Origin of the sequence: Mesorhizobium silamurunense, from assembly GCF_014843905.1 — a bacterium.
In the GTDB taxonomy this organism is placed as follows: domain Bacteria; phylum Pseudomonadota; class Alphaproteobacteria; order Rhizobiales; family Rhizobiaceae; genus Mesorhizobium; species Mesorhizobium silamurunense.
The window spans coordinates 56,541-75,353 of record NZ_LPVS01000061.1 but is presented as its reverse complement, the minus strand read 5'-3'; the positions used below and the strand labels follow the sequence as shown (position 1 = coordinate 75,353).

At 64.2% G+C, this 18,813-nt stretch carries 16 protein-coding genes; 4 read left to right on the top strand and 12 right to left on the bottom strand.

What is annotated here, in order from left to right; all coding sequences use genetic code 11:
• Positions 1-37 precede the first annotated feature (37 nt).
• From fabB to AU465_RS17210, 3 genes are all read left to right on the top strand, one after another.
• Positions 38-1,258 carry a beta-ketoacyl-ACP synthase I gene (gene fabB / locus AU465_RS17220; RefSeq protein WP_192250075.1) on the top strand — a complete coding sequence of 407 codons (1,221 nt, stop codon included), beginning with the start codon at positions 38-40 and terminating at the stop codon, positions 1,256-1,258.
• Between the two features lie 13 nt (positions 1,259-1,271).
• Positions 1,272-2,084, top strand: a complete 813-nt coding sequence (gene fabI / locus AU465_RS17215; RefSeq protein WP_192250072.1) for an enoyl-ACP reductase FabI — start codon at positions 1,272-1,274, stop codon at positions 2,082-2,084.
• Between the two features lie 102 nt (positions 2,085-2,186).
• On the top strand, positions 2,187-3,740 hold the full coding sequence (locus tag AU465_RS17210) for a putative bifunctional diguanylate cyclase/phosphodiesterase (RefSeq protein WP_192250070.1): 1,554 nt from the start codon (positions 2,187-2,189) through the stop codon (positions 3,738-3,740).
• A gap of 166 nt (positions 3,741-3,906) precedes the next feature.
• On the opposite strand, the gene AU465_RS17205 is transcribed toward AU465_RS17210, so the two are convergent.
• The 10 genes from AU465_RS17205 to rimP all read right to left on the bottom strand — a co-directional run bounded on the left by AU465_RS17205 (position 3,907) and on the right by rimP (position 16,243).
• Positions 3,907-4,917, bottom strand: coding sequence for a class I SAM-dependent methyltransferase (locus tag AU465_RS17205; RefSeq protein ID WP_192250066.1), 1,011 nt, complete (start codon positions 4,915-4,917; stop codon positions 3,907-3,909).
• A gap of 72 nt (positions 4,918-4,989) precedes the next feature.
• Positions 4,990-7,140 carry a polyribonucleotide nucleotidyltransferase gene (gene pnp, locus AU465_RS17200; protein ID WP_192250063.1) on the bottom strand — a complete coding sequence of 717 codons (2,151 nt, stop codon included), beginning with the start codon at positions 7,138-7,140 and terminating at the stop codon, positions 4,990-4,992.
• A gap of 367 nt (positions 7,141-7,507) precedes the next feature.
• Positions 7,508-7,819: a 30S ribosomal protein S15 gene (rpsO, locus tag AU465_RS17195; RefSeq protein WP_376774865.1), complete on the bottom strand. Its 312-nt coding sequence runs from the start codon at positions 7,817-7,819 to the stop codon at positions 7,508-7,510.
• A 147-nt stretch (positions 7,820-7,966) separates the two neighbouring features.
• Positions 7,967-9,061, bottom strand: a complete 1,095-nt coding sequence (corA, locus tag AU465_RS17190; protein ID WP_192250060.1) for a magnesium/cobalt transporter CorA — start codon at positions 9,059-9,061, stop codon at positions 7,967-7,969.
• 152 nt (positions 9,062-9,213) lie between these two features.
• On the bottom strand, positions 9,214-10,173 hold the full coding sequence (gene truB / locus AU465_RS17185; protein ID WP_192250057.1) for a tRNA pseudouridine(55) synthase TruB: 960 nt from the start codon (positions 10,171-10,173) through the stop codon (positions 9,214-9,216).
• Positions 10,174-10,593 carry a 30S ribosome-binding factor RbfA gene (gene rbfA / locus AU465_RS17180; RefSeq protein WP_192250054.1) on the bottom strand — a complete coding sequence of 140 codons (420 nt, stop codon included), beginning with the start codon at positions 10,591-10,593 and terminating at the stop codon, positions 10,174-10,176.
• A gap of 122 nt (positions 10,594-10,715) precedes the next feature.
• Positions 10,716-13,286: a translation initiation factor IF-2 gene (infB, locus tag AU465_RS17175; RefSeq protein ID WP_192250051.1), complete on the bottom strand. Its 2,571-nt coding sequence runs from the start codon at positions 13,284-13,286 to the stop codon at positions 10,716-10,718.
• Complete coding sequence (locus tag AU465_RS17170) at positions 13,283-13,933, bottom strand: RNA-binding protein (protein ID WP_192250314.1); 651 nt, start codon at positions 13,931-13,933, stop codon at positions 13,283-13,285. Before AU465_RS17170 ends, infB begins: the two co-directional genes overlap by 4 nt.
• A 32-nt stretch (positions 13,934-13,965) precedes the next feature.
• Complete coding sequence (gene nusA, locus AU465_RS17165) at positions 13,966-15,564, bottom strand: transcription termination factor NusA (protein WP_192250048.1); 1,599 nt, start codon at positions 15,562-15,564, stop codon at positions 13,966-13,968.
• Between the two features lie 46 nt (positions 15,565-15,610).
• The gene (gene rimP / locus AU465_RS17160; protein ID WP_192250044.1) at positions 15,611-16,243 is read right to left on the bottom strand and encodes a ribosome maturation factor RimP; all 633 of its coding nucleotides are present in this window, start codon (positions 16,241-16,243) and stop codon (positions 15,611-15,613) included.
• Between the two features lie 289 nt (positions 16,244-16,532).
• Between rimP and AU465_RS17155 the strand changes: the two genes are divergently transcribed.
• The gene (locus tag AU465_RS17155) at positions 16,533-16,694 is read left to right on the top strand and encodes a hypothetical protein (protein WP_192250358.1); all 162 of its coding nucleotides are present in this window, start codon (positions 16,533-16,535) and stop codon (positions 16,692-16,694) included.
• Between the two features lie 42 nt (positions 16,695-16,736).
• On the opposite strand, the gene trmB is transcribed toward AU465_RS17155, so the two are convergent.
• Both trmB and metK read right to left on the bottom strand, forming a co-directional pair.
• Positions 16,737-17,438, bottom strand: coding sequence for a tRNA (guanine(46)-N(7))-methyltransferase TrmB (trmB, locus tag AU465_RS17150; RefSeq protein WP_192250041.1), 702 nt, complete (start codon positions 17,436-17,438; stop codon positions 16,737-16,739).
• A 5-nt stretch (positions 17,439-17,443) separates the two neighbouring features.
• Entirely contained in the window at positions 17,444-18,709 is a 1,266-nt protein-coding gene (metK, locus tag AU465_RS17145) for a methionine adenosyltransferase (protein ID WP_192250038.1), read from the bottom strand.
• Positions 18,710-18,813: the final 104 nt, after the last annotated feature.

Here is an 18,813-nt window from a genome sequence, read left to right as displayed (position 1 = left end):
TAGGTTTTTCGCCAAACTACGCCGGAAGGAGTTGCGAATGAGACGCGTCGTAGTGACAGGCCTCGGCATTGTGTCGTCGATCGGCAACAACGCCAATGAGGTGCAGTCCTCGCTTTACGATGCCAAGTCCGGCATCAGCTTTTCCAATTCCTTCGCCGAGCACGGCTTCCGCTGCCAGGTGTGGGGGGCGCCGACGCTCGACCCGTCGGCGATGATCGACCGCCGCGCCATGCGTTTCCTGAGCCAAGGTGCCGCCTGGAACCATGTCGCCATGGATCAGGCGATCGCGGACGCCGGTTTAGGCGAGAGCGACATAACCAACGAGCGCACCGGCATCGTCATGGGCTCCGGCGGACCGTCGACCAGGACCATCGTGGAAGCCGCCGAAACGACGCTCAAGAATGGCAGCCCGAAGCGCATCGGTCCGTTCGCGGTGCCGAAGGCGATGTCGTCGACCGCTTCGGCCACTTTGGCTACCTGGTTCAAGATCCACGGCGTCAATTACTCGATCTCGTCGGCCTGCTCGACCTCGGCGCACTGCATCGGCAATGCCTATGAGCTTATCCAGTGGGGCAAGCAGGACATGATGTTCGCCGGCGGTCACGAGGACCTCGACTGGACGATGTCGGACCTGTTCGACGCCATGGGCGCCATGTCGTCGAAATTCAATGACAATGCATCGACCGCGTCCCGCGCCTATGACGTCAACCGCGACGGCTTCGTCATCGCCGGCGGCGCGGGCGTGCTGGTGCTGGAAGAGCTGGAGCACGCCAAGGCGCGCGGCGCCAAGATCTATGCCGAGATCGTCGGCTACGGCGCGACCTCCGACGGCTACGACATGGTGGCGCCGTCCGGCGAAGGCGCTGTGCGCTGCATGCGGCAGGCACTTGCAACCGTCTCGACACCGGTCGACTACATCAACACGCACGGCACCTCGACGCCGGTGGGCGATTCCAAGGAGATGGGCGCCATCCGCGAGGTGTTCGGCGACAAGATGCCGTTCATCACCTCGACCAAGTCGCTGACCGGCCATTCGCTCGGTGCCGCCGGGGTCCAGGAATCGATCTACTCGATCCTGATGATGCAGGGCGGCTTCGTCGGCGAGAGCGCCCATATCGAGGAGCTCGATCCCGAATTCGAGGGCATGCCGATCGTGCGCAAGCGCATCGACAACGCCAAGATCGACACCGTTTTGTCCAATTCCTTCGGTTTCGGTGGCACCAACGCAACGCTGATTTTCCAGCGCTATTCCGCATAAGGATTTGCCTCGTATGGAAGGGTTGATGAAGGGCAAGCGCGGGCTTGTCATGGGGGTCGCCAACGATCATTCGATCGCCTGGGGCATCGCCAGGAAATTGTCCGAACACGGGGCGGAACTTGCCTTCACCTATCAGGGCGACGCTTTCGGGCGGCGGGTCAAGCCGCTGGCCGAGAAGGTCGGCGCCTCGCTGATCGTGCCTTGCGACGTTGAGGACAGCGCCTCCGTCACTGCGACCTTCGAGACGCTCGGCAAGGCCTGGGGCGGACTGGATTTCATCGTCCACGCCATCGGCTTCTCCGACAAGAACGAGCTCAAGGGCCTCTACGCCGACACCAGCCGCGACAACTTCGTCCGCACCATGGTGATCTCCTGCTATTCCTTCACCGAGGTCGCCCGCAATGCCGCGGCGCTCATGAAGAATGGCGGCTCGATGATCACGCTGACCTATGCCGGGTCGGTGCGGGTCATGCCCAACTACAACGTCATGGGCGTCGCCAAGGCCGGGCTGGAGGCAAGCGTGCGCTATCTCGCCAATGATTACGGCCCGCGCGGCATCCGGGTGAACGGCATCTCGGCGGGACCGGTGCGGACGCTCGCCGGCTCCGGCGTGTCCGACGCGCGTCACATGTTCTCCTATCAGCAGCGCAATTCGCCGCTGCGGCGCACCGTGACCATCGACGAGGTCGGCGGCTCGGCACTCTACCTGCTGTCCGATCTGTCTTCGGGGGTCACCGGCGAAATCCACTATGTCGATTCCGGCTACCACATCGTCTCCATGCCGACGCTCGATGAGCTGAAGCAGAACGACGGCGCCCGCGAATAATTCGCTAACGCAAAAAGTACTTTCCAGTAAAATTGGAGGCATTGGCGGAAACCGATTTTAAGGAGGTGTCCGCTAGAAGGTCCCGTAGTTTAGGGACCTTGCATGTCTGCAGTCAGCAACCCGAAGCGAACACCGCTGTTCCGGCTGATCACCATCGCCAGCTCGGCCATGGGCAGTTTTATCCTCGGACTCTGGGGATTGCAGTTCGGCTTCGGCGACGGGCTGGCCGGCATGACGGCGGAGACGATGGCGGGAATCATCGCCGCGCTCTGCGCCCTTTCCGCCGGCGGCGCCGCGCTCTCGTTCTTCGCGGGCGTCGATGAATCGGCCGAATACGTCTTCAAGGAAACGCATTTCGACAAGCTGACCGGCCTGCTGTCGCGCCCGGCCATGGTCGGCAAGATCGCCGCGGCGGCGTCGGAAACGATCAGGACCGGCGAACCGGTCTACCTGATCGATATCGACATCGACCGCTTCAAGCAGATCAACGATGCCATCGGCTACAGCAATGGCGACGAGCTGGTCCGCGCCTTCACCACAAGGCTGAAGGAGAACATGCCGGAGAATGCGGTGATCGGGCGCATCGGCGCCGGCGAATTCGCCGTGCTGCTGCCGGACTGCGATTTAAGGGGACCGCTCGAACGGCTGCTCGAGAAGCTCATCAACCAGATGATGGAGCCCTATCAGCTCCAGACGCACCTGCAGTCCGTCAGCATGTCCGTCGGTATCGTGGCGATGCCGAAGGATGGCGTCGATCCGGTGCTCGTCCTTCGCCGCTCGAACCTGGCGCTGCAGAATGCGCGCGCAAGCGGCATCGGCAACTGGTCGGTCTTCCACGCCGATATGGGGCGGGTGGCGGACTACCGGCAATGGATCGAATCCGAGCTGAAAACCGCCTTCGACCGCGGTGACTTCAGCCTCCACTACCAGCCGCAATTCGACCTGCAGGGCGGCCGCGTCGTCGGCTATGAGGCGCTGATCCGGTGGAAGCATCCTGAACGCGGCATGATCCCGCCGATGGAATTCATTCCGATCGCCGAGGAAACCGGCATGATCAATCCGATCGGCGAGTGGGTGCTGCGCAAGGCCTGCAGCGACGCCCAGTACCTGCCGGAGGATTGCTTCGTCGCCGTCAACATCTCGCCGGTCCAGTTCATGACCAGGGACTTCGTCGGCATCGTGCGCGAGACCATGGCATCGACCGGCATCAAGCCGTCGCGGCTGGAGCTCGAAGTCACCGAGACGGCGATGATGCAGGACCGCGACCGCGCGGCCGTCATCCTGCAGCAACTCGCCGACATGGGCATCTCGGTCGCCGTCGACGATTTCGGCACAGGCTACTCGAATCTGAGCTACCTGATCGACTTCTCGTTCGGCAAGCTGAAGATCGACCGCTCCTTCGTCAGCCGCATCGATACCGATTCCAGCTCGGGCGCTGTCGTCTCGACCATCGTCGGGCTGTCGCGGGCGCTTGGCGTCGGCATCATCGCAGAAGGCGTCGAGACCGAGAACCAGGCGACGCTGCTGAGAGCCGCCGGCTGCGAGGTGGTGCAGGGCTATCTGTTCGGCCGCCCCGCGCCGCTCAAGATCGAGCTCGGCCAGGCGCGCCCCGTTCATGCCACACGCGAGCCGGCACGCCTGGTCAGCCTGCAGTAGGGCGCTTCGCCCTTCCTGGGCAGAAAACCGCTCTACGCTTTCCTGGAATTGCTTTTTTGTTTGTCGCAATTCCGGACGAAATACCGCTGCACACTTTTCCTGGAATTGCTTTTTTTGTTTGCAGCAATTCAGGCGGAAAACCGCTGCACACTTTTCCTGGAATTGCTTAGCGGCGCGCCGAAAACACCTTGAACATGCCGTCGCGCGCGACCTCGGCGTGGCTGGCGAAGGCTCCCGCCAGCACCTGTTCGTAGGGCAACTGCCGGTTCGCCACCATGAACAGGCGTCCACCTGGTTTCAGCGCCTTCGACGCCGCACGGATCATGCCGGCGCCGATGCCCGGCTCGGCCGCCCGGCCGCTGTGGAAGGGCGGGTTCATGACGACCGCGTCGTAACGTCGCTCGACCGTTTCGGTCAGCAGATCGGTCCAGAAGAAGCGCGGCTCGGCAGCGGCTGCGCGGACATTGATCTTCGCCGCCTCCAGGGCCTCGAAATCCGCTTCGTAGAGATCGAGACCGGAGAGGTCCGGCGAGCGTTCCGAGACTTCCGCCGCAAGGTAGCCCCAGCCGGCGCAGAAATCGGCGACGTTGCCCGCAAGGCCCTCCGGCAAGGTTTCCAGCAGAAGCTTCGAACCGGCGTCAACGCGATCGAAAGAGAACATGCCAGGCGCGGTGCGGAAGCGGCCTTCGACGACCAGATCGTGGTTGGCGGCGCGAAGCGTCCGGGCCGCATCCATGCCGGCCTGGCGGAACCAGAAGGCGACGCCGTGATGTTTCGGCATATGCGCCTCGAGCGGCGCCAGCGCATCGATGCGCTTGCGCAGGCTGTCGATGCCGTCGTCCTTGCCGCCGGCGACGACGATCAGTCCTCCGGGCGCCACGCGCTCGATGGCTTCGCCGATCCGAAGCTCGTTCTGGCCGCGATGCCGGCCGGCCAGCACGAGGGTAGCGTCAAAGGCTGAGCCTTCCGCCCGCGGCGTGACGGTGTATCCGGTCGCCTGCAGGGCGCGGAAATGCGGCCGAAAACCTTGCACGAGATGCAGCGCCGCATCAAAACCGTCGGGCAGCCGAAAGCCCGGCTCCGCGCCCAGAAACAGCACCCGAGCGTCCTTTCGCGGCAGAGGGAGCGCCTCTGCCTCGAACGGATAGAACAGCGTTTTCAGCGGCTCCGCGGCCATTCCCATAGCTCTTTCAAACAAAAACGGGCGCGACCTCGCGGCGCGCCCGTCTTGATTATCAGGTCAGGCCGATCAGGCGGCGTCTTCCTCGCCTTCCGGCTTCTTTTTCTCCTGGGCGATTTCCTTGCCGGTCGCCTGGTCGACGACCTTCATCGACAGGCGAACCTTGCCGCGCTCGTCGAAGCCCATCAGCTTGACCCAAACCTTGTCGCCTTCCTTGACGACGTCCGAGGTCTTGGCAACGCGCTCATTGGCGAGCTGCGAGATGTGGACGAGGCCGTCGCGCGGGCCGAAGAAGTTGACGAAGGCGCCGAAGTCGGCCGTCTTGACGACGGTGCCCTCGTAGATCTCGCCGACTTCCGGCTCGGCGACGATGGTGTGGATCCACTTCTTCGCCGCCTCGATCTCCTTGGCGTTCGACGAAGCGATCTTGACCGTGCCGTCGTCCTCGATGTTGATCTTGGCGCCGGTCTTCTCGACGATCTCGCGGATCACCTTGCCGCCGGAGCCGATGACGTCGCGGATCTTGTCGGTCGGGATATGCATGACCTCGATGCGCGGCGCGAACTCGCCGAGCTCGGCGCGCGCGCCGGAGATCGCATACGCCATCTCGCCGAGGATATGCAGGCGGCCGCCCTTGGCCTGATCGAGCGCGATGCCCATGATCTCCTCGGTGATGCCATCGATCTTGATGTCCATCTGCAGCGAGGTGATGCCATTGGCGGTGCCGGCGACCTTGAAGTCCATGTCGCCGAGATGGTCCTCGTCGCCGAGGATGTCGGAGAGCACCGCGAAGCGCTCGCCTTCCTTGATCAGGCCCATGGCGATGCCGGCGACGGGCTTGGCGATCGGCACGCCGGCATCCATCAGCGCCAGCGAGGTGCCGCAGACGGTCGCCATCGAGGATGAGCCGTTGGACTCGGTAATCTCCGAGACGACGCGCAGCGTGTAGGGGAACTGGTCGGCGGAGGGCAGCATCGGGCGGATCGCGCGCCAGGCAAGCTTGCCGTGGCCGATCTCGCGACGGCCCGGCGAGCCCATGCGGCCGGTTTCACCGACCGAGTAGGGCGGGAAGTTGTAGTGAAGGAGGAACTTCTCCTTGTACATGCCGGTCAGCGAGTCGACATACTGCTCGTCCTCGCCGGTGCCGAGCGTGGCGACGACCAGCGCCTGGGTCTCGCCGCGGGTGAACAGCGCCGAACCATGGGTACGCGGCAGGACGCCGACCTCGGAGACGATCTTGCGGACGGTCTTCAGGTCACGGCCGTCGATGCGCGAGCCGGTGTCGAGGATGTTCCAGCGCACCACCTTGGCCTGGAGCTCCTTGAAGACGCTACCGATCTGCTCGGAGGCGTATTTTGCTTCCTCGCCTTCGGCCGGCGCGAACGCTGCCTTGACCTTTGCCTTGACGGCGTCGACGGCGGCGTAACGCGACTGCTTGTCGGTGATCTTGTAGGCCTCGCGCAGCTCGTCGCCGACGATCTTCAGCATCTCGCCTTCGAGCTCGGAATAGTCCGGAGCGGTGAAGTCGCGCGGCTCCTTGGCGGCGACCTCGGCCAGCTTGATGATCGCCTCGATCACCGGCTGGAAGCTCTTGTGGCCGAACACGACGGCGCCGAGCATCAGTTCCTCTGAGAGCTCCTTGGCCTCGGATTCGACCATCAGGACGGCGTCGGCGGTACCGGCGACGACGAGGTCGAGCTTCGATTCCTGCATCTCGTCGATATGCGGGTTGAGCACATATTCACCATTGATATAGCCGACGCGGGCGCCGCCGATCGGGCCCATGAAGGGGACGCCGGAGAGCGTGAGCGCGGCCGAGGTGGCGACGATCGACAGGATGTCCGGATCGTTCTCGAGATCGTGCTGGACGACGGTGACGACGATCTGGGTATCGTTCTTGTAGCCGTCGGCAAACAGCGGGCGGATCGGGCGGTCGATCAGGCGGGAAACCAGCGTTTCCTTCTCGCTCGGACGGCCCTCGCGCTTGAAATAGCCGCCCGGGATCTTGCCGGCGGCATAGGTCTTTTCCTGGTAGTTGACGGTGAGCGGGAAGAAATCGAGGCCGGGCTTCGGCTCCTTCATCGAAACGACGGTGGCGAGAACCACGGTCTCGCCGTAGGTGGCGAGCACAGCGCCGTCAGCCTGACGGGCGATCTTGCCGGTTTCCAGGATGAGCGGACGGCCGCCCCACTCGATTTCCACTTTGTGCTGATTGAACATATCTTGTCCTTCATATGCGGAAAGGGCCGCGCCGTCTCAACGGTCGCGGGGCATCCCTTCCCTGGCTTCCTTCGGGCAGCCACGGGCAAGACAACGGGAAGCTCGATAGGTCCGGCGTACTGCCGAGCGAGCATCCTGCAATCCTGCCCCATGACCGTCCACGGGCGGTTCCGAATGGCCCTCTGCACTTTCGGAACCGGGTCTGGCCGACCGGTCGGCCGGCCTTGCGCATGACGCCGAAAACCCCTGTTTCCGGAACGCGCCCTGCGCGAATGCGAATTTCCTTTTTTCAGCATCGAGGCACCGGACCATCCGATGCGCCAATGCGCGACCGGCGGGCTCTACAGAGAGCCCGCCGGTCAATTCGTCAGCGACGGAGACCGAGCTTGTCGATCAGCGTCTGATAGCGCGCGTCGTCTTTGCGCTTGAGGTAATCAAGCAGGCTGCGGCGCTGGGAAACGAGAGCAAGCAAACCACGGCGGGAATGGTTATCCTTCTTGTGGTCCTTGAAGTGCTCCGTCAGGTTCTTGATGCGCTCGGAAAGGATGGCAACCTGGACTTCCGGGGACCCGGTATCGCCCTTGGCGGTCGCGAATTCAGTCATCAATTCCTTCTTGCGCTCGGCAGTAATCGACATCGTGTTTTTCCTTTTCTGTTCGAGGAAACGGGACGCCCACAGCCGGGATGTCGTCCAGCAGGGGCCGGTGCAAGCAACGCGTCAGGGCGCGAAGCTGCCGCGCATATAGTGCAATTTCCCGCAAAACACCAGCCTAATTGTCAAGCCGGCTTGTCGCAGGTCTTGCCGCAAAAACAGAGGGTTCTGCCGCTACAGCCACTTCTTCCATTTGAAGAAGGCGACGAGCCCGGCAGCGACGACCAGCATAAACAAAAGTGCCGCCGGGTAGCCGTAATAGGCCTTCAGTTCCGGCATGTTCCAGGGCGAGCTTCCCGGCTCGAAGTTCATGCCCCAGACACCGACGAGGAAGGTGAGCGGCATGAAGATCACCGAGACGATCGTCAGATAGGAGATGACGTCGTTGGTGCGCGCCTGGGTCAGCGACAGATGCATCTCGATCAGGCCGGTCAGCATGTCGCGTTGGTTCTCGACCAGTTCGATCAGCCGCAGCGAATGGTCGAGCGTGTCGTTGAAGAAGATCTTGGTCTCGGCCGTCACGAAGGGCACGTCGTTGCGGATCAGCGTAGCCAGCGCATCCCGCATCGGCCACAGCGCGCCCTTCAGCACATTGGCGTCGCGCCGCAACTCGTGCAGCCGACGCATCTGATGCTTGTGCGGCGTGTTGAGCATCTGGTCCTCGATGCCGTCGACCAATTCGCTCGCCGCCTCGATCGGTGGAAAATAGCTGTCGACGATGGCGTCGATCAGCGCATAGGCGAGATAGTCGGCGCCGCGCGAGCGCAGCCGGTTGGGCATGGCCGCCGCGATGCGCTTGCGCACGGGGTCGAACGGATCGCCCTCGCGCTCCTGAAAGGTGACGACGAAATTCTTGCCGAAGAAGACGGCGATCTGCTCGTAGCGGTGGGCGGTGACATCGTCGATCATGCGCATGACGACGAAGGCATGATCCTCGAAGAAATCCACCTTCGGCCGCTGGCCAGTGTTGACGACATCCTCCAGCGCCAGCGGATGCAGGTTGAAAATCCGGCCGATCTCTTCGATCAGCGGGATGTTGGCAAGTCCGGTGCAATCCAGCCAGACGACCGGCCATTTTTCGCAATGGGCGTTGAGTTCGTCGATGCTGGCATTGTCGATGGTCTTGAATTTTTCGGGCGAGATCAGCGTCAGCCTGAGCTCGCTGCGCCGCGCCGCCGGATCGGCGATCAAGGTGCCCGGCGAGGCGCCGACCGGCGGCCGGCGGATTTTCAGCGGCGCCCGGTTCCTGACGGTATCAGCCTTTGCCATGAGCTCCTCTGGGCCATGAGCGCTTCGGGCGCGAACGTTAGAGCAGTTCGGGGGTCACTGACCTGCTCTAACCATCTGTTTTCATGCAATTCCGGACGGAAACCGTTACACATTTTCCTGGAATTGCTCGAGCCGAAACTAGCGGGGTGTCGTCAACCGGCAAAGACCCGCTTGGGCTTGAACATGCCCTGTTCGATGGCGCCGATGGCGACGAGCTTGCCACGCGCGGTGGCGCAGGCCTCCTCGGCCTCGACCGGCGCATCGCGGCCGCGAATGATGACGGGGTTGCCGAGGCGGATCTTGGTCGCAGCGTCGTCGCTGACAGCGACCTGCGGCAGGCAGTCGAGCGCTGCGGCGGTATCGACCAGCAGCGCATCGATGGCGCCGAAATCGGCCGGCGCCTCGGCCTCGCCCGCGCCTTCATCGGTCTTGCCGCCGAAGCGCGCTGCCTCGAGCTCGGCGACGGTGACGAAATCGTCCGCCGTGAACGGCTCGACCTCGACGCGGCGCAGTTCGGCGATATGGCCGAAGCAGCCCAGATCGCGGCCCATGTCGCGCGCCAGCGAACGCACATAGGTGCCCTTGCCGCATTCGACCTCGAAGACGGTTCTATCGGCACCATGCTCGACGATGTCCAAACGGCCGATTTCGATCTCGCGGGCGGGAATGTCGACCGTCTCGCCGTCGCGGGCAAGGTCATAGGCGCGTTCGCCGGCGATCTTGATGGCCGAGAATTGCGGCGGCGTCTGCATGATGATGCCGGTGTATTTCGGCAGCATCGCCCTCACCTCGGCCTCGGCCGGGCGCCGGTCGGAGCTGTTCGTCACCGGGCCTTCGAGGTCGTCTGTCGAGCGCTCCTCGCCCCAGGCGACGGTGAAGCGGTAGACTTTGGCGCCGTCCTGCACGTAAGGCACGGTCTTGGTCGCCTCGCCGAGCGCGATCGGCAGCATGCCGGAGGCGAGCGGATCGAGCGTGCCGGCATGGCCGGCCTTCTCCGCCTGGAACAGCCATTTGATCTTGGAGACTGCCTCGGTCGAGCCCATGCCGACCGGCTTGTCCAGCACCACCCAGCCGGAAATCGGCCTGCCCTTCTTCTTGCCGCGACGCGCCACTTATTCCTCGTCCTTGTCTGTATTCTTATTCTGGTCGTCGAGATCGCGCGCGACTTCGGGCGACTTCAGCAACTCGTTGATCCTGGCGAAATTGTCGAAGGACGTATCGAGCCGGAAGCGGATCTCCGGCATGTACTTCATCTGCCGCAGCGCGCCGGTGACGCGGCCGCGGATGAATTTCGCGTGTTTGTTGAGGGCCCCGACCACGGCATCGGCGTCGCCGACGCCGAGCGGCGAAACGAAAGCGGTAGCTATCTTGAGGTCGGGCGACATCCGTACCTCGGAGACCGAGACGACGGTGTTCTCTATCACCGGATCGATGATCTCGCCGCGCTGCAAGGTTTCGGACAGCGCATGGCGCACCTGCTCGCCGACGCGCAGCATGCGCTGGGAAGGGCCTGATGTTGTCGGACGGGACATTTCTTCAATCCTGAAATCGTGAAGCGCGGGATGGGACCGCGCCACATGTCTCAATACGAAATAAGGCTCTGGGCGGCAGCCTTTCGGCCGCCGCCCGGGTCATTCGGCAATTGTATCCGAATTTAGAGCGTCCTGCTCACCATCTCGACGCGGAAGCACTCGATGACGTCGCCGACGCGCATGTCCTCGTAGTTCTGGAAGGCCATGCCGCATTCCTGGCCGACGGGCACTTCCGAAACCTCGTCCTTGAAGCGCTTGAGCGTCTTCAGCGTGCCTTCGTGGACGACGACATTGTCGCGGATCAGGCGCACGCCCGCGCCACGCTCGACCTTGCCTTCCGTGACACGGCAGCCGGCGATCTTGCCGATCTTGCTGATGTCGAAGATCTCGAGGATCTCGGCATTGCCGATGAAGGTCTCGCGCCGCTCCGGCGACAGCATGCCGGAAAGAGCTGCCTTCACATCATCGACGAGGTTGTAGATGATCGAATAGTAGCGGATCTCGATTCCGGCAGCGGCGGCGGCCGCACGCGCCTGCGCGTTGGCGCGGACGTTGAAGCCGATGATCGCCGCACCCGAGGTTTCGGCCAGCGAGACGTCGCTTTCGGTGATGCCGCCGGCGCCGGCGTGCACGATGCGTGCGCGCACCTCGTCGTTGCCGAGCTTTTCGAGCGCGGCGTTGATCGCCTCGATCGAGCCCTGCACATCGCCCTTGATGACCAGCGGGAATTCCTTCAATCCGCTCGTTTGCAACTGCGACATCATCTGCTCGAGCGAGCCGCGCTGGCCGGCATGCTTGGCTACCGCCTTCTCGCGCGCCAGGCGCTGGCGGTACTCGGTGATCTCACGCGCACGCGCCTCGTTGTTGACGACGGCGAAGCGATCGCCCGCCTGCGGCGTGCCCTGCAGGCCGAGCACCTCGACCGGCATTGCCGGCGGCGCTTCCGGCACATGCTCGCCGCGATCGTTGACGAGCGCGCGGACACGGCCCCATTCGTTGCCGGCGACGAGGATGTCGCCGGGCATCAGCGTGCCGGTCTGCACCAGAACGGTGGCGACCGGGCCGCGGCCCTTGTCGAGCTTGGCCTCGATGACCGCGCCTTCGGCGGTACGGTCGGGGTTGGCCTTGAGGTCGAGGATTTCGGCCTGCAGCAGGATCGCCTCGAGCAGCTTGTCGATGTTGGTGCCCTTGATCGCCGACACTTCGACGTCCAGCACCTCGCCGCCCATCGATTCGACGAACACTTCATGGCGCAGAAGTTCGGCGCGCACCTTCTGCGGGTCGGCGTCGCGCTTGTCGATCTTGTTGATCGCCACGATGATCGGCACGCCGGCCGCCTTGGCGTGATTGATCGATTCGATCGTCTGCGGCATCACGCTGTCGTCGGCCGCCACCACCAGCACGGCGATGTCGGTCACCTGGGCGCCGCGGGCGCGCATGGCGGTGAAGGCAGCGTGGCCGGGCGTGTCAATGAAGGTGATCTTCTGGCCGTTCTTCTCGACCTGGTAGGCGCCGATGTGCTGGGTGATGCCGCCGGCCTCGCCGGAGACGACATTGGCGTTGCGGATGGCGTCGAGCAGCGAGGTCTTGCCGTGGTCGACATGGCCCATGATGGTCACCACGGGCGGACGCGACACCAGGTCTTCCGCACGGTCGGCGATGTTGAACAGGCCTTCCTCGATGTCGGACTCGGCGACGCGGCGGACCGTATGGCCGAATTCGGAAGCGACCAGCTCGGCCGTGTCGGCGTCGATGACGTCGCCCGGCTTCAGGATCTGGCCCTGCTTCATGAAGAACTTGACCACGTCCACGGCGCGCTCGGACATGCGCTGCGCCAGTTCCTGGATGGTGATGGTTTCGGGCAGGATCACTTCGCGCATGACTTTCTCGCGCGGCTCGTTGTGCATCGCGCGTTTGAATTTTTCCTGGCGGCGACGCATCGACGACAGCGAGCGGCCGCGCGCATCTTCATCCGACAGCGCGGTGTTCAGCGTCAGCTTGCCGCGGCGGCGGTCTTCCTCGCCCTTGGTGGGCTTGGCCGGCCGTGCGACTTCCGGCGTGGCCAGGCGACGCACCGGCGCTCCGGCGCCGGCGCCACCAGGGCGCCGCGGCTTGACCTCCTCCTCATCGTCGACCGTAGCCAATTCGGCGGCCTGCGGGGCGCGGCGGCGGGCTTCTTCCTCGGCGCGGCGACGCGACTCGGCCTCGGCCTGAAGGCGCGCCTCTTCCTCGGCTTGGCGGCGCGCGGATTCCTCACGCTCGCGTTTGCGGCGCTCTTCTTCCTCGGCGCGGCGCTTGGCCTCTTCCTGCGCGCGCTGGCGGTCCTCGATCTCACGGACCTTGGAGCCTTCGAGCGCCCTGCGGCGCGCTTCCATCTCGCCGCGCGACAGTTCGTTCAGCACCATGCCGGAGCGTTCCGGCGGCGGGGGCGGCGCCTTCGGCGCTTCCTGCACGGCAGGCGCGGGTGCCGCGGCTGCGGGCTTCGGCGTGAAGACGGACGGCGCCACCGGCTCCGGCTTGTCGCCGTGCAGCGAGAACTTGCGCTTCTTGGTCTCGACCACGACCGACTTGGTGCGCCCGTGCGAGAAATTCTGGCGCACGGTGCCCTGCTCCAGGCCGGGACGCTTCAGCGTCAAGGTTTTCTTCGGCGTAACGCTCAACGTCTTGTCGTCGCCCGATTTCGTATCGCTCATTCCATATCCTCTGCGGCATCATCTTCGTCAGCAACGGCCGCAAGCATTGCCAAATCGTCCGGGGTTCCGCCCCGATACCGGTCGAGCGCGACCATGCGCTTCTCAACCGCCTTTCCCGCGTCCTGCGCGAGGACGGCAGCATGTATCACATTTGTACCCCCCAATGCCAAGCTCAACTCGGCCTCGGGGAAAAGTTTGTAGGCAAGGATGGCGGGACCGCCGAGATGGACGGTAGCCCGCCGCGCCTGACTGATCTTGCGCACACCGTCGTCCGAGGCTTCGGTCGCGTGCAGCACGAAGAGCGCCTGCCCGTCGCGCACAGCGGCCTCCACCTTTGCGGCGCCGAGAACGACCGCTCCGGCCTTGCGGGCAAGACCCAACATACCCAGAGCGGATCTGGAAAGCAGCCCATCGACCATACCGCCGAGATCGGCGGGAACATCGACCTGCGCCTTGAGGGCGCGTGCGAACAGGTTCTTCGCCGCAGCCTTGTCGATATGTAGGCGATCGGCAGTGACCCAGCAACCGCGGCCGGGCAGATTTCTCTTGATGTCCGGAACGACGGCCGAATCCGGGCCGACGACGAAGCGGATCAGCTCATCCGCGTCGGCCTGCCTGCGCGTGACGATGCAGGTGCGATCGTTCATCTCGTCCACGGGCTTTGCGATGCGCGTTCACCTCACGCACCGACGGTTTCGCCGGCAGCCGCTTCTTCCTCAGCGACCAATTCTTCCTCGGAGATCCAGCCGGCCTTCTTGCGAGCGGCCAGCACCATCTCTTCGGCTTCGGCGCGCGAGACGCCGTGATCGGCGAGCACGCCCGGAAACACCTTGGTCTCGCCGTCCTTGCGTTCCTTCCAGCCGATCAAGTCGTCGGCGGCATAGCCGGCGAAGTCCTCGATCGTCTTCACACCGTCCTCGCCGAGCGTCACCATCATGGCCGTGGTGATGCCGGGAATCTCGCGCAACTCGTCCTGGACGCCGAGCGCCTTGCGCTTGTCGTCGTGCTCGGCCTCGATCTTCTCCAGATATTCGCGGGCGCGCGACTGGATTTCGGACGCGGTGTCCTCGTCAAAGCCGTCGATCGAGGAGATTTCGCCGGAGTCGACATAGGCGACTTCCTCGACGCTGGTGAAGCCTTCGGAGGCGAGCACCTGACCGACCATCTCGTCGACATCGAGGGCTTCCATGAACAGCGCCGAACGTTCGACGAATTCCTTCTGGCGACGCTCGCTCTCCTCCTGCTCGGTCAGGATGTCGATGTCCCAGCCGGTGAGCTGCGAGGCAAGGCGAACATTCTGGCCGCGGCGGCCGATGGCCAGCGACAGCTGGTCGTCCGGCACCACCACCTCGATGCGCTCGGCATCCTCGTCGAGCACCACCTTGGCGACTTCGGCCGGCTGCAGCGCGTTGACGATGAAGGAGGCGGCCGAAGGCGACCACGGAATGATGTCGATCTTCTCGCCCTGCAGTTCGCCGACCACCGCCTGGACGCGGCTGCCGCGCATGCCGACGCAGGCACCGACCGGATCGATGGAAGAGTCGCGCGAGATGACGGCGATCTTGGCGCGCGAGCCCGGGTCGCGGGCGACCGACTTGATCTCGATGATGCCGTCGTAGATTTCCGGCACTTCCATGGTGAAGAGCTTGGCCATGAACTGCGGATGCGTGCGCGACAGGAAGATCTGCGGGCCGCGCTGCTCGCGGCGCACGTCATAGACATAGGCGCGGACGCGGTCGCCATATTTATAGTTCTCGCGCGGGATCAGCTCGTCGCGGCGGATGATCGCCTCGCCGCGGCCCAGGTCGACGATGACGTTGCCGTATTCGACGCGCTTGACGGTGCCGTTGACGATCTCGCCGATGCGGTCCTTGTACTCGTCATACTGACGATCACGCTCGGCCTCGCGCACCTTCTGGACGATGACCTGCTTGGCCGACTGGGCGGCGATGCGCCCGAAATCCATCGGCGGCAGTTGTTCGGCGATGAAGTCGCCGAGTTGGGCGTCGGGGTTGCGCTCGCGCGCCGTGGAAAGGGCGATCTGCGTCGCGTAGTCCTCGACCTTCTCGACCACCTCCATCAGCCGCTGCAGCTTCATCTCGCCCGTATTGGGATTGATGTCGGCGCGGATATTGGTTTCCTGACCGTAACGCGAACGCGCCGCCTTCTGGATCGCATCGGCCATGGCGGCGATGACGATCGACTTGTCGATCGACTTTTCGCGCGCGACCGCATCGGCGATCTGCAGCAGTTCGAGCCTGTTGGCGCTTACAACCATTGTCTTTCTCCCGATTTCGCTTCGGACACGCAGCCCGAGAGCTCGATCAACTTTCCTGTTCTGTTTCGTTTCCTCCGCCGGCGGCGGCGTCTTCCGCCTCGCCCCGGCGTTTTTTTGCTTCCTTGCGGGCCCTGTTGTCCTTCGACAGGGCCTCGCGGATAAGATCGTCGGTCAGCACCAGCCGCGCCTCGGCGATCGCATCATAGGGCACGCGCACAGTCGGCTCCTCGCCATAGGCCGCCTTGTCGCGCTCCAGCAATATACCGTCGGCGTCCGCCTCGGCGATCTTGCCTTTGAAGCGCTTGCGGTCGCCGATGAGGACCGACGTCTCCATCTTGACCAGATGGCCGGTCCAGGCGGCGAAATCCGACTTGCGCACCAGCGGCCGGTCGATGCCAGGCGACGACACTTCGAGATGATACGCCTTTTCGATCGGATCATCGACATCGAGCGCCGGCGACACGGCGCGGCTGACCTCTTCGCAGTCCTCGACGGTCATGGTGCCGTCGTCGCGCTCGGCCATGATCTGCAGCGTCAGCCCGTTTTGTCCGGTCAGTTGCACCCGCACAAGGCGGAAACCGACGGCCCTGAGCACCGGCTGCACGATCAGCGCAATGCGCGCATCGATGCCGCTTTCGCGGATGATACGGTCGTCGGCTTCGTTTGCCGCTGCGGTCATAAATTTCCTGTCGCCTTGTCGCTCCGGCCGGCAGGTAACAAAAAAGAGCGGGACCGGGTGGACCCACTCTTCGTCATACCGACCAAGAATTTGAGGGTTATATAGACGATCCTGGCCGGTGTTTCAAGCCTGACGGTGGCAGCGGCCAAACTTCACCGCGGCGGGATCAGCATTGCCTCTGGAGCATGACGGCTATGCGCCGGCACCCCTATGATTGGAGCCCGCCAGTACCCATCTATCTTGCAACGCAAAAAGAAAGGTCGCGCGCGGTGGCGCGAAGATGTTTGTCATGGACCGTGGACTGTTTTTCGTGATTGGCGATTTTCTTGGCACGTTCGGCAGCGCGGCTGCCGCATCGCGGGCCGTCGAGGCCGGCCGCAAGCCGCGCCGCAGCGACCTGAAGAAGCTCGGCATCGACCCGACCGCCTTCGATAGAATTGGCCGCTTCTAAGCAGCGGATGATGGGGATGCTGACGCGCCCTCTTTTTCAGGCCTACGTCCGGATAAAAGTCAGATAGGCAGGCCGCCGCCCCTCGCGGATGGCCTTTGCCTCGTAGCGCGTCCCGGGCCAGCCCTCATAGGGCCGATGCCAATCGGCGGCCTCCCTGGCCTGCCAGGCGAAGCTGCCATTGGCGCGGCAAGCGAGCAGCGTCCAGTTCACGTAGCTGTCGATATCGGAGGCGAAGCGGAATCTGCCGCCCGCCTTCAGCACCCGGGCGAACCGGTCGAGATTGGCAGGGCTCACGAAGCGCCGCTTCCAGTGCTTCTTCTTCGGCCAGGGGTCGGGATAAAGCAGATCGATGCCGTCGAGCGAGGCCGGCGGCAGCCAGTCGAGCAGGCGCGTGGCGTCGTCGTCATGAACCCTGAGATTGGCGAGCGGCGCCTTGGCGAGCGCCGTCATCACCTTGGCCATGCCGTTGACGAAGGGCTCGACGCCGATGAAGCCCGTCGCCGGCGCTTCCGTCGCGCGATGCAACAGATGCTCGCCGCCGCCGAAGCCGATCTCGAGCTGAAGGGCCGAAACCTCCGCCTTGAACAGCGTTCCAAGGTCCGCCGGCGCCGCCGCCGTCAGGTCGAGCCTGTAGGCGCGCAGGCCGCTTTCCAGCGCCGCGGCCTGCTGCGGACGAATGGTCTTGCCGTGCCGGCGGCCGAAAAATGCTTCGGTCGCGCGGCTCGGCCGGTCCTTCGGATCCACTGGTATCAGGCGGCGACCGCGTCCTTGAGCGCCTTGGCGAGGTCCGTCTTCTCCCAGGAGAAGGAACCGTCGCGGCCGGCCTTGCGGCCGAAATGGCCATAGGACGAGGTCTTGGCGTAAATCGGCTTGTTGAGGTCGAGATGACGGCGGATGCCGGACGGCGACAGGTCCATCACCTTGCGCAGCGCTTCCTCGAGCCTGGCCTCGTCTACCTTGCCGGTGCCGTGCAGGTCGACATAGACCGACAGCGGCTGGGCGACGCCGATGGCATAGGAGAGCTGGATGGTGCAGCGGTCGGCGAGCTTGGCCGCGACCACGTTCTTGGCGAGATAACGCGCCGCATAGGCGGCCGAACGGTCGACCTTGGTGGTGTCCTTGCCGGAGAAGGCGCCGCCGCCATGGGGGGCCGCGCCGCCATAGGTATCGACAATGATCTTGCGGCCGGTGAGGCCCGCATCGCCGTCGGGCCCGCCGATGACGAACTTGCCGGTCGGGTTGATGTACCAGTTGCAGTCGTCGGCGATCTTGAGATCGCCAAGCGCCTCGATGATGTAAGGCTCGACGACCTTGCGGACCTTCTTGGAATCCCAGCTCGAATCGAGATGCTGGGTGGAAAGCACGATCTGCGTCACTTCCGCGGCCTTGCCGTCGGCATAGCGCACGGTGACCTGGCTCTTGGCGTCCGGGCCGAGCCTGCCGGCCTCGCCATTGCCTTCATGGCGCGCGGCGGCCAGCAATTCGAGGATCTTGTGGCTGTAATAGATCGGCGCCGGCATCAGGTCCGGCGTCTCGCGGCAGGCATAGCCGAACATGATGCCCTGGTCGCCGGCACCTTCCTCGCCCTGGCGGTCGGCGGCATTGTCGACGCCCTGGCCGATGTCGGGCGACTGGCCGTGCAGCAGCACCTCGATCTTGGCCGTCTTCCAGTGGAAGCCTGCCTGCTCATAGCCGATCTCGCGGATAGCCTTGCGGGCGACCGACTTGAACTTGGCCGGATTGACGACCGGGTGGCCCGCCGCATCCTTGAGGATGTTGCCGGCCTTGTCCTTCTTCAGCAGCGTCTCGGGGACCCTGACCTCGCCGGCGATGACGACGCGGTTGGTGGTGGCCAGCGTCTCGCAGGCAACGCGCACCTTCCACGGGTCCATGCCCGTCTTCCTGGCTTCGCGATAGACAAGATCGACGATCTCGTCGGAGATACGGTCACAGACTTTGTCGGGATGACCCTCGGAGACGGATTCCGAGGTGAAGATATAGTTCTGCCGCGTCACGGGTGTCCCCTCTTGAAAAAGATCGGCAGGGCTGCCGATTTTGGCGCGCCACGTGTTAGCGGTGCCGGGCGCCGCTCGTCAAGCGGTGCGACGGATCTGGCATG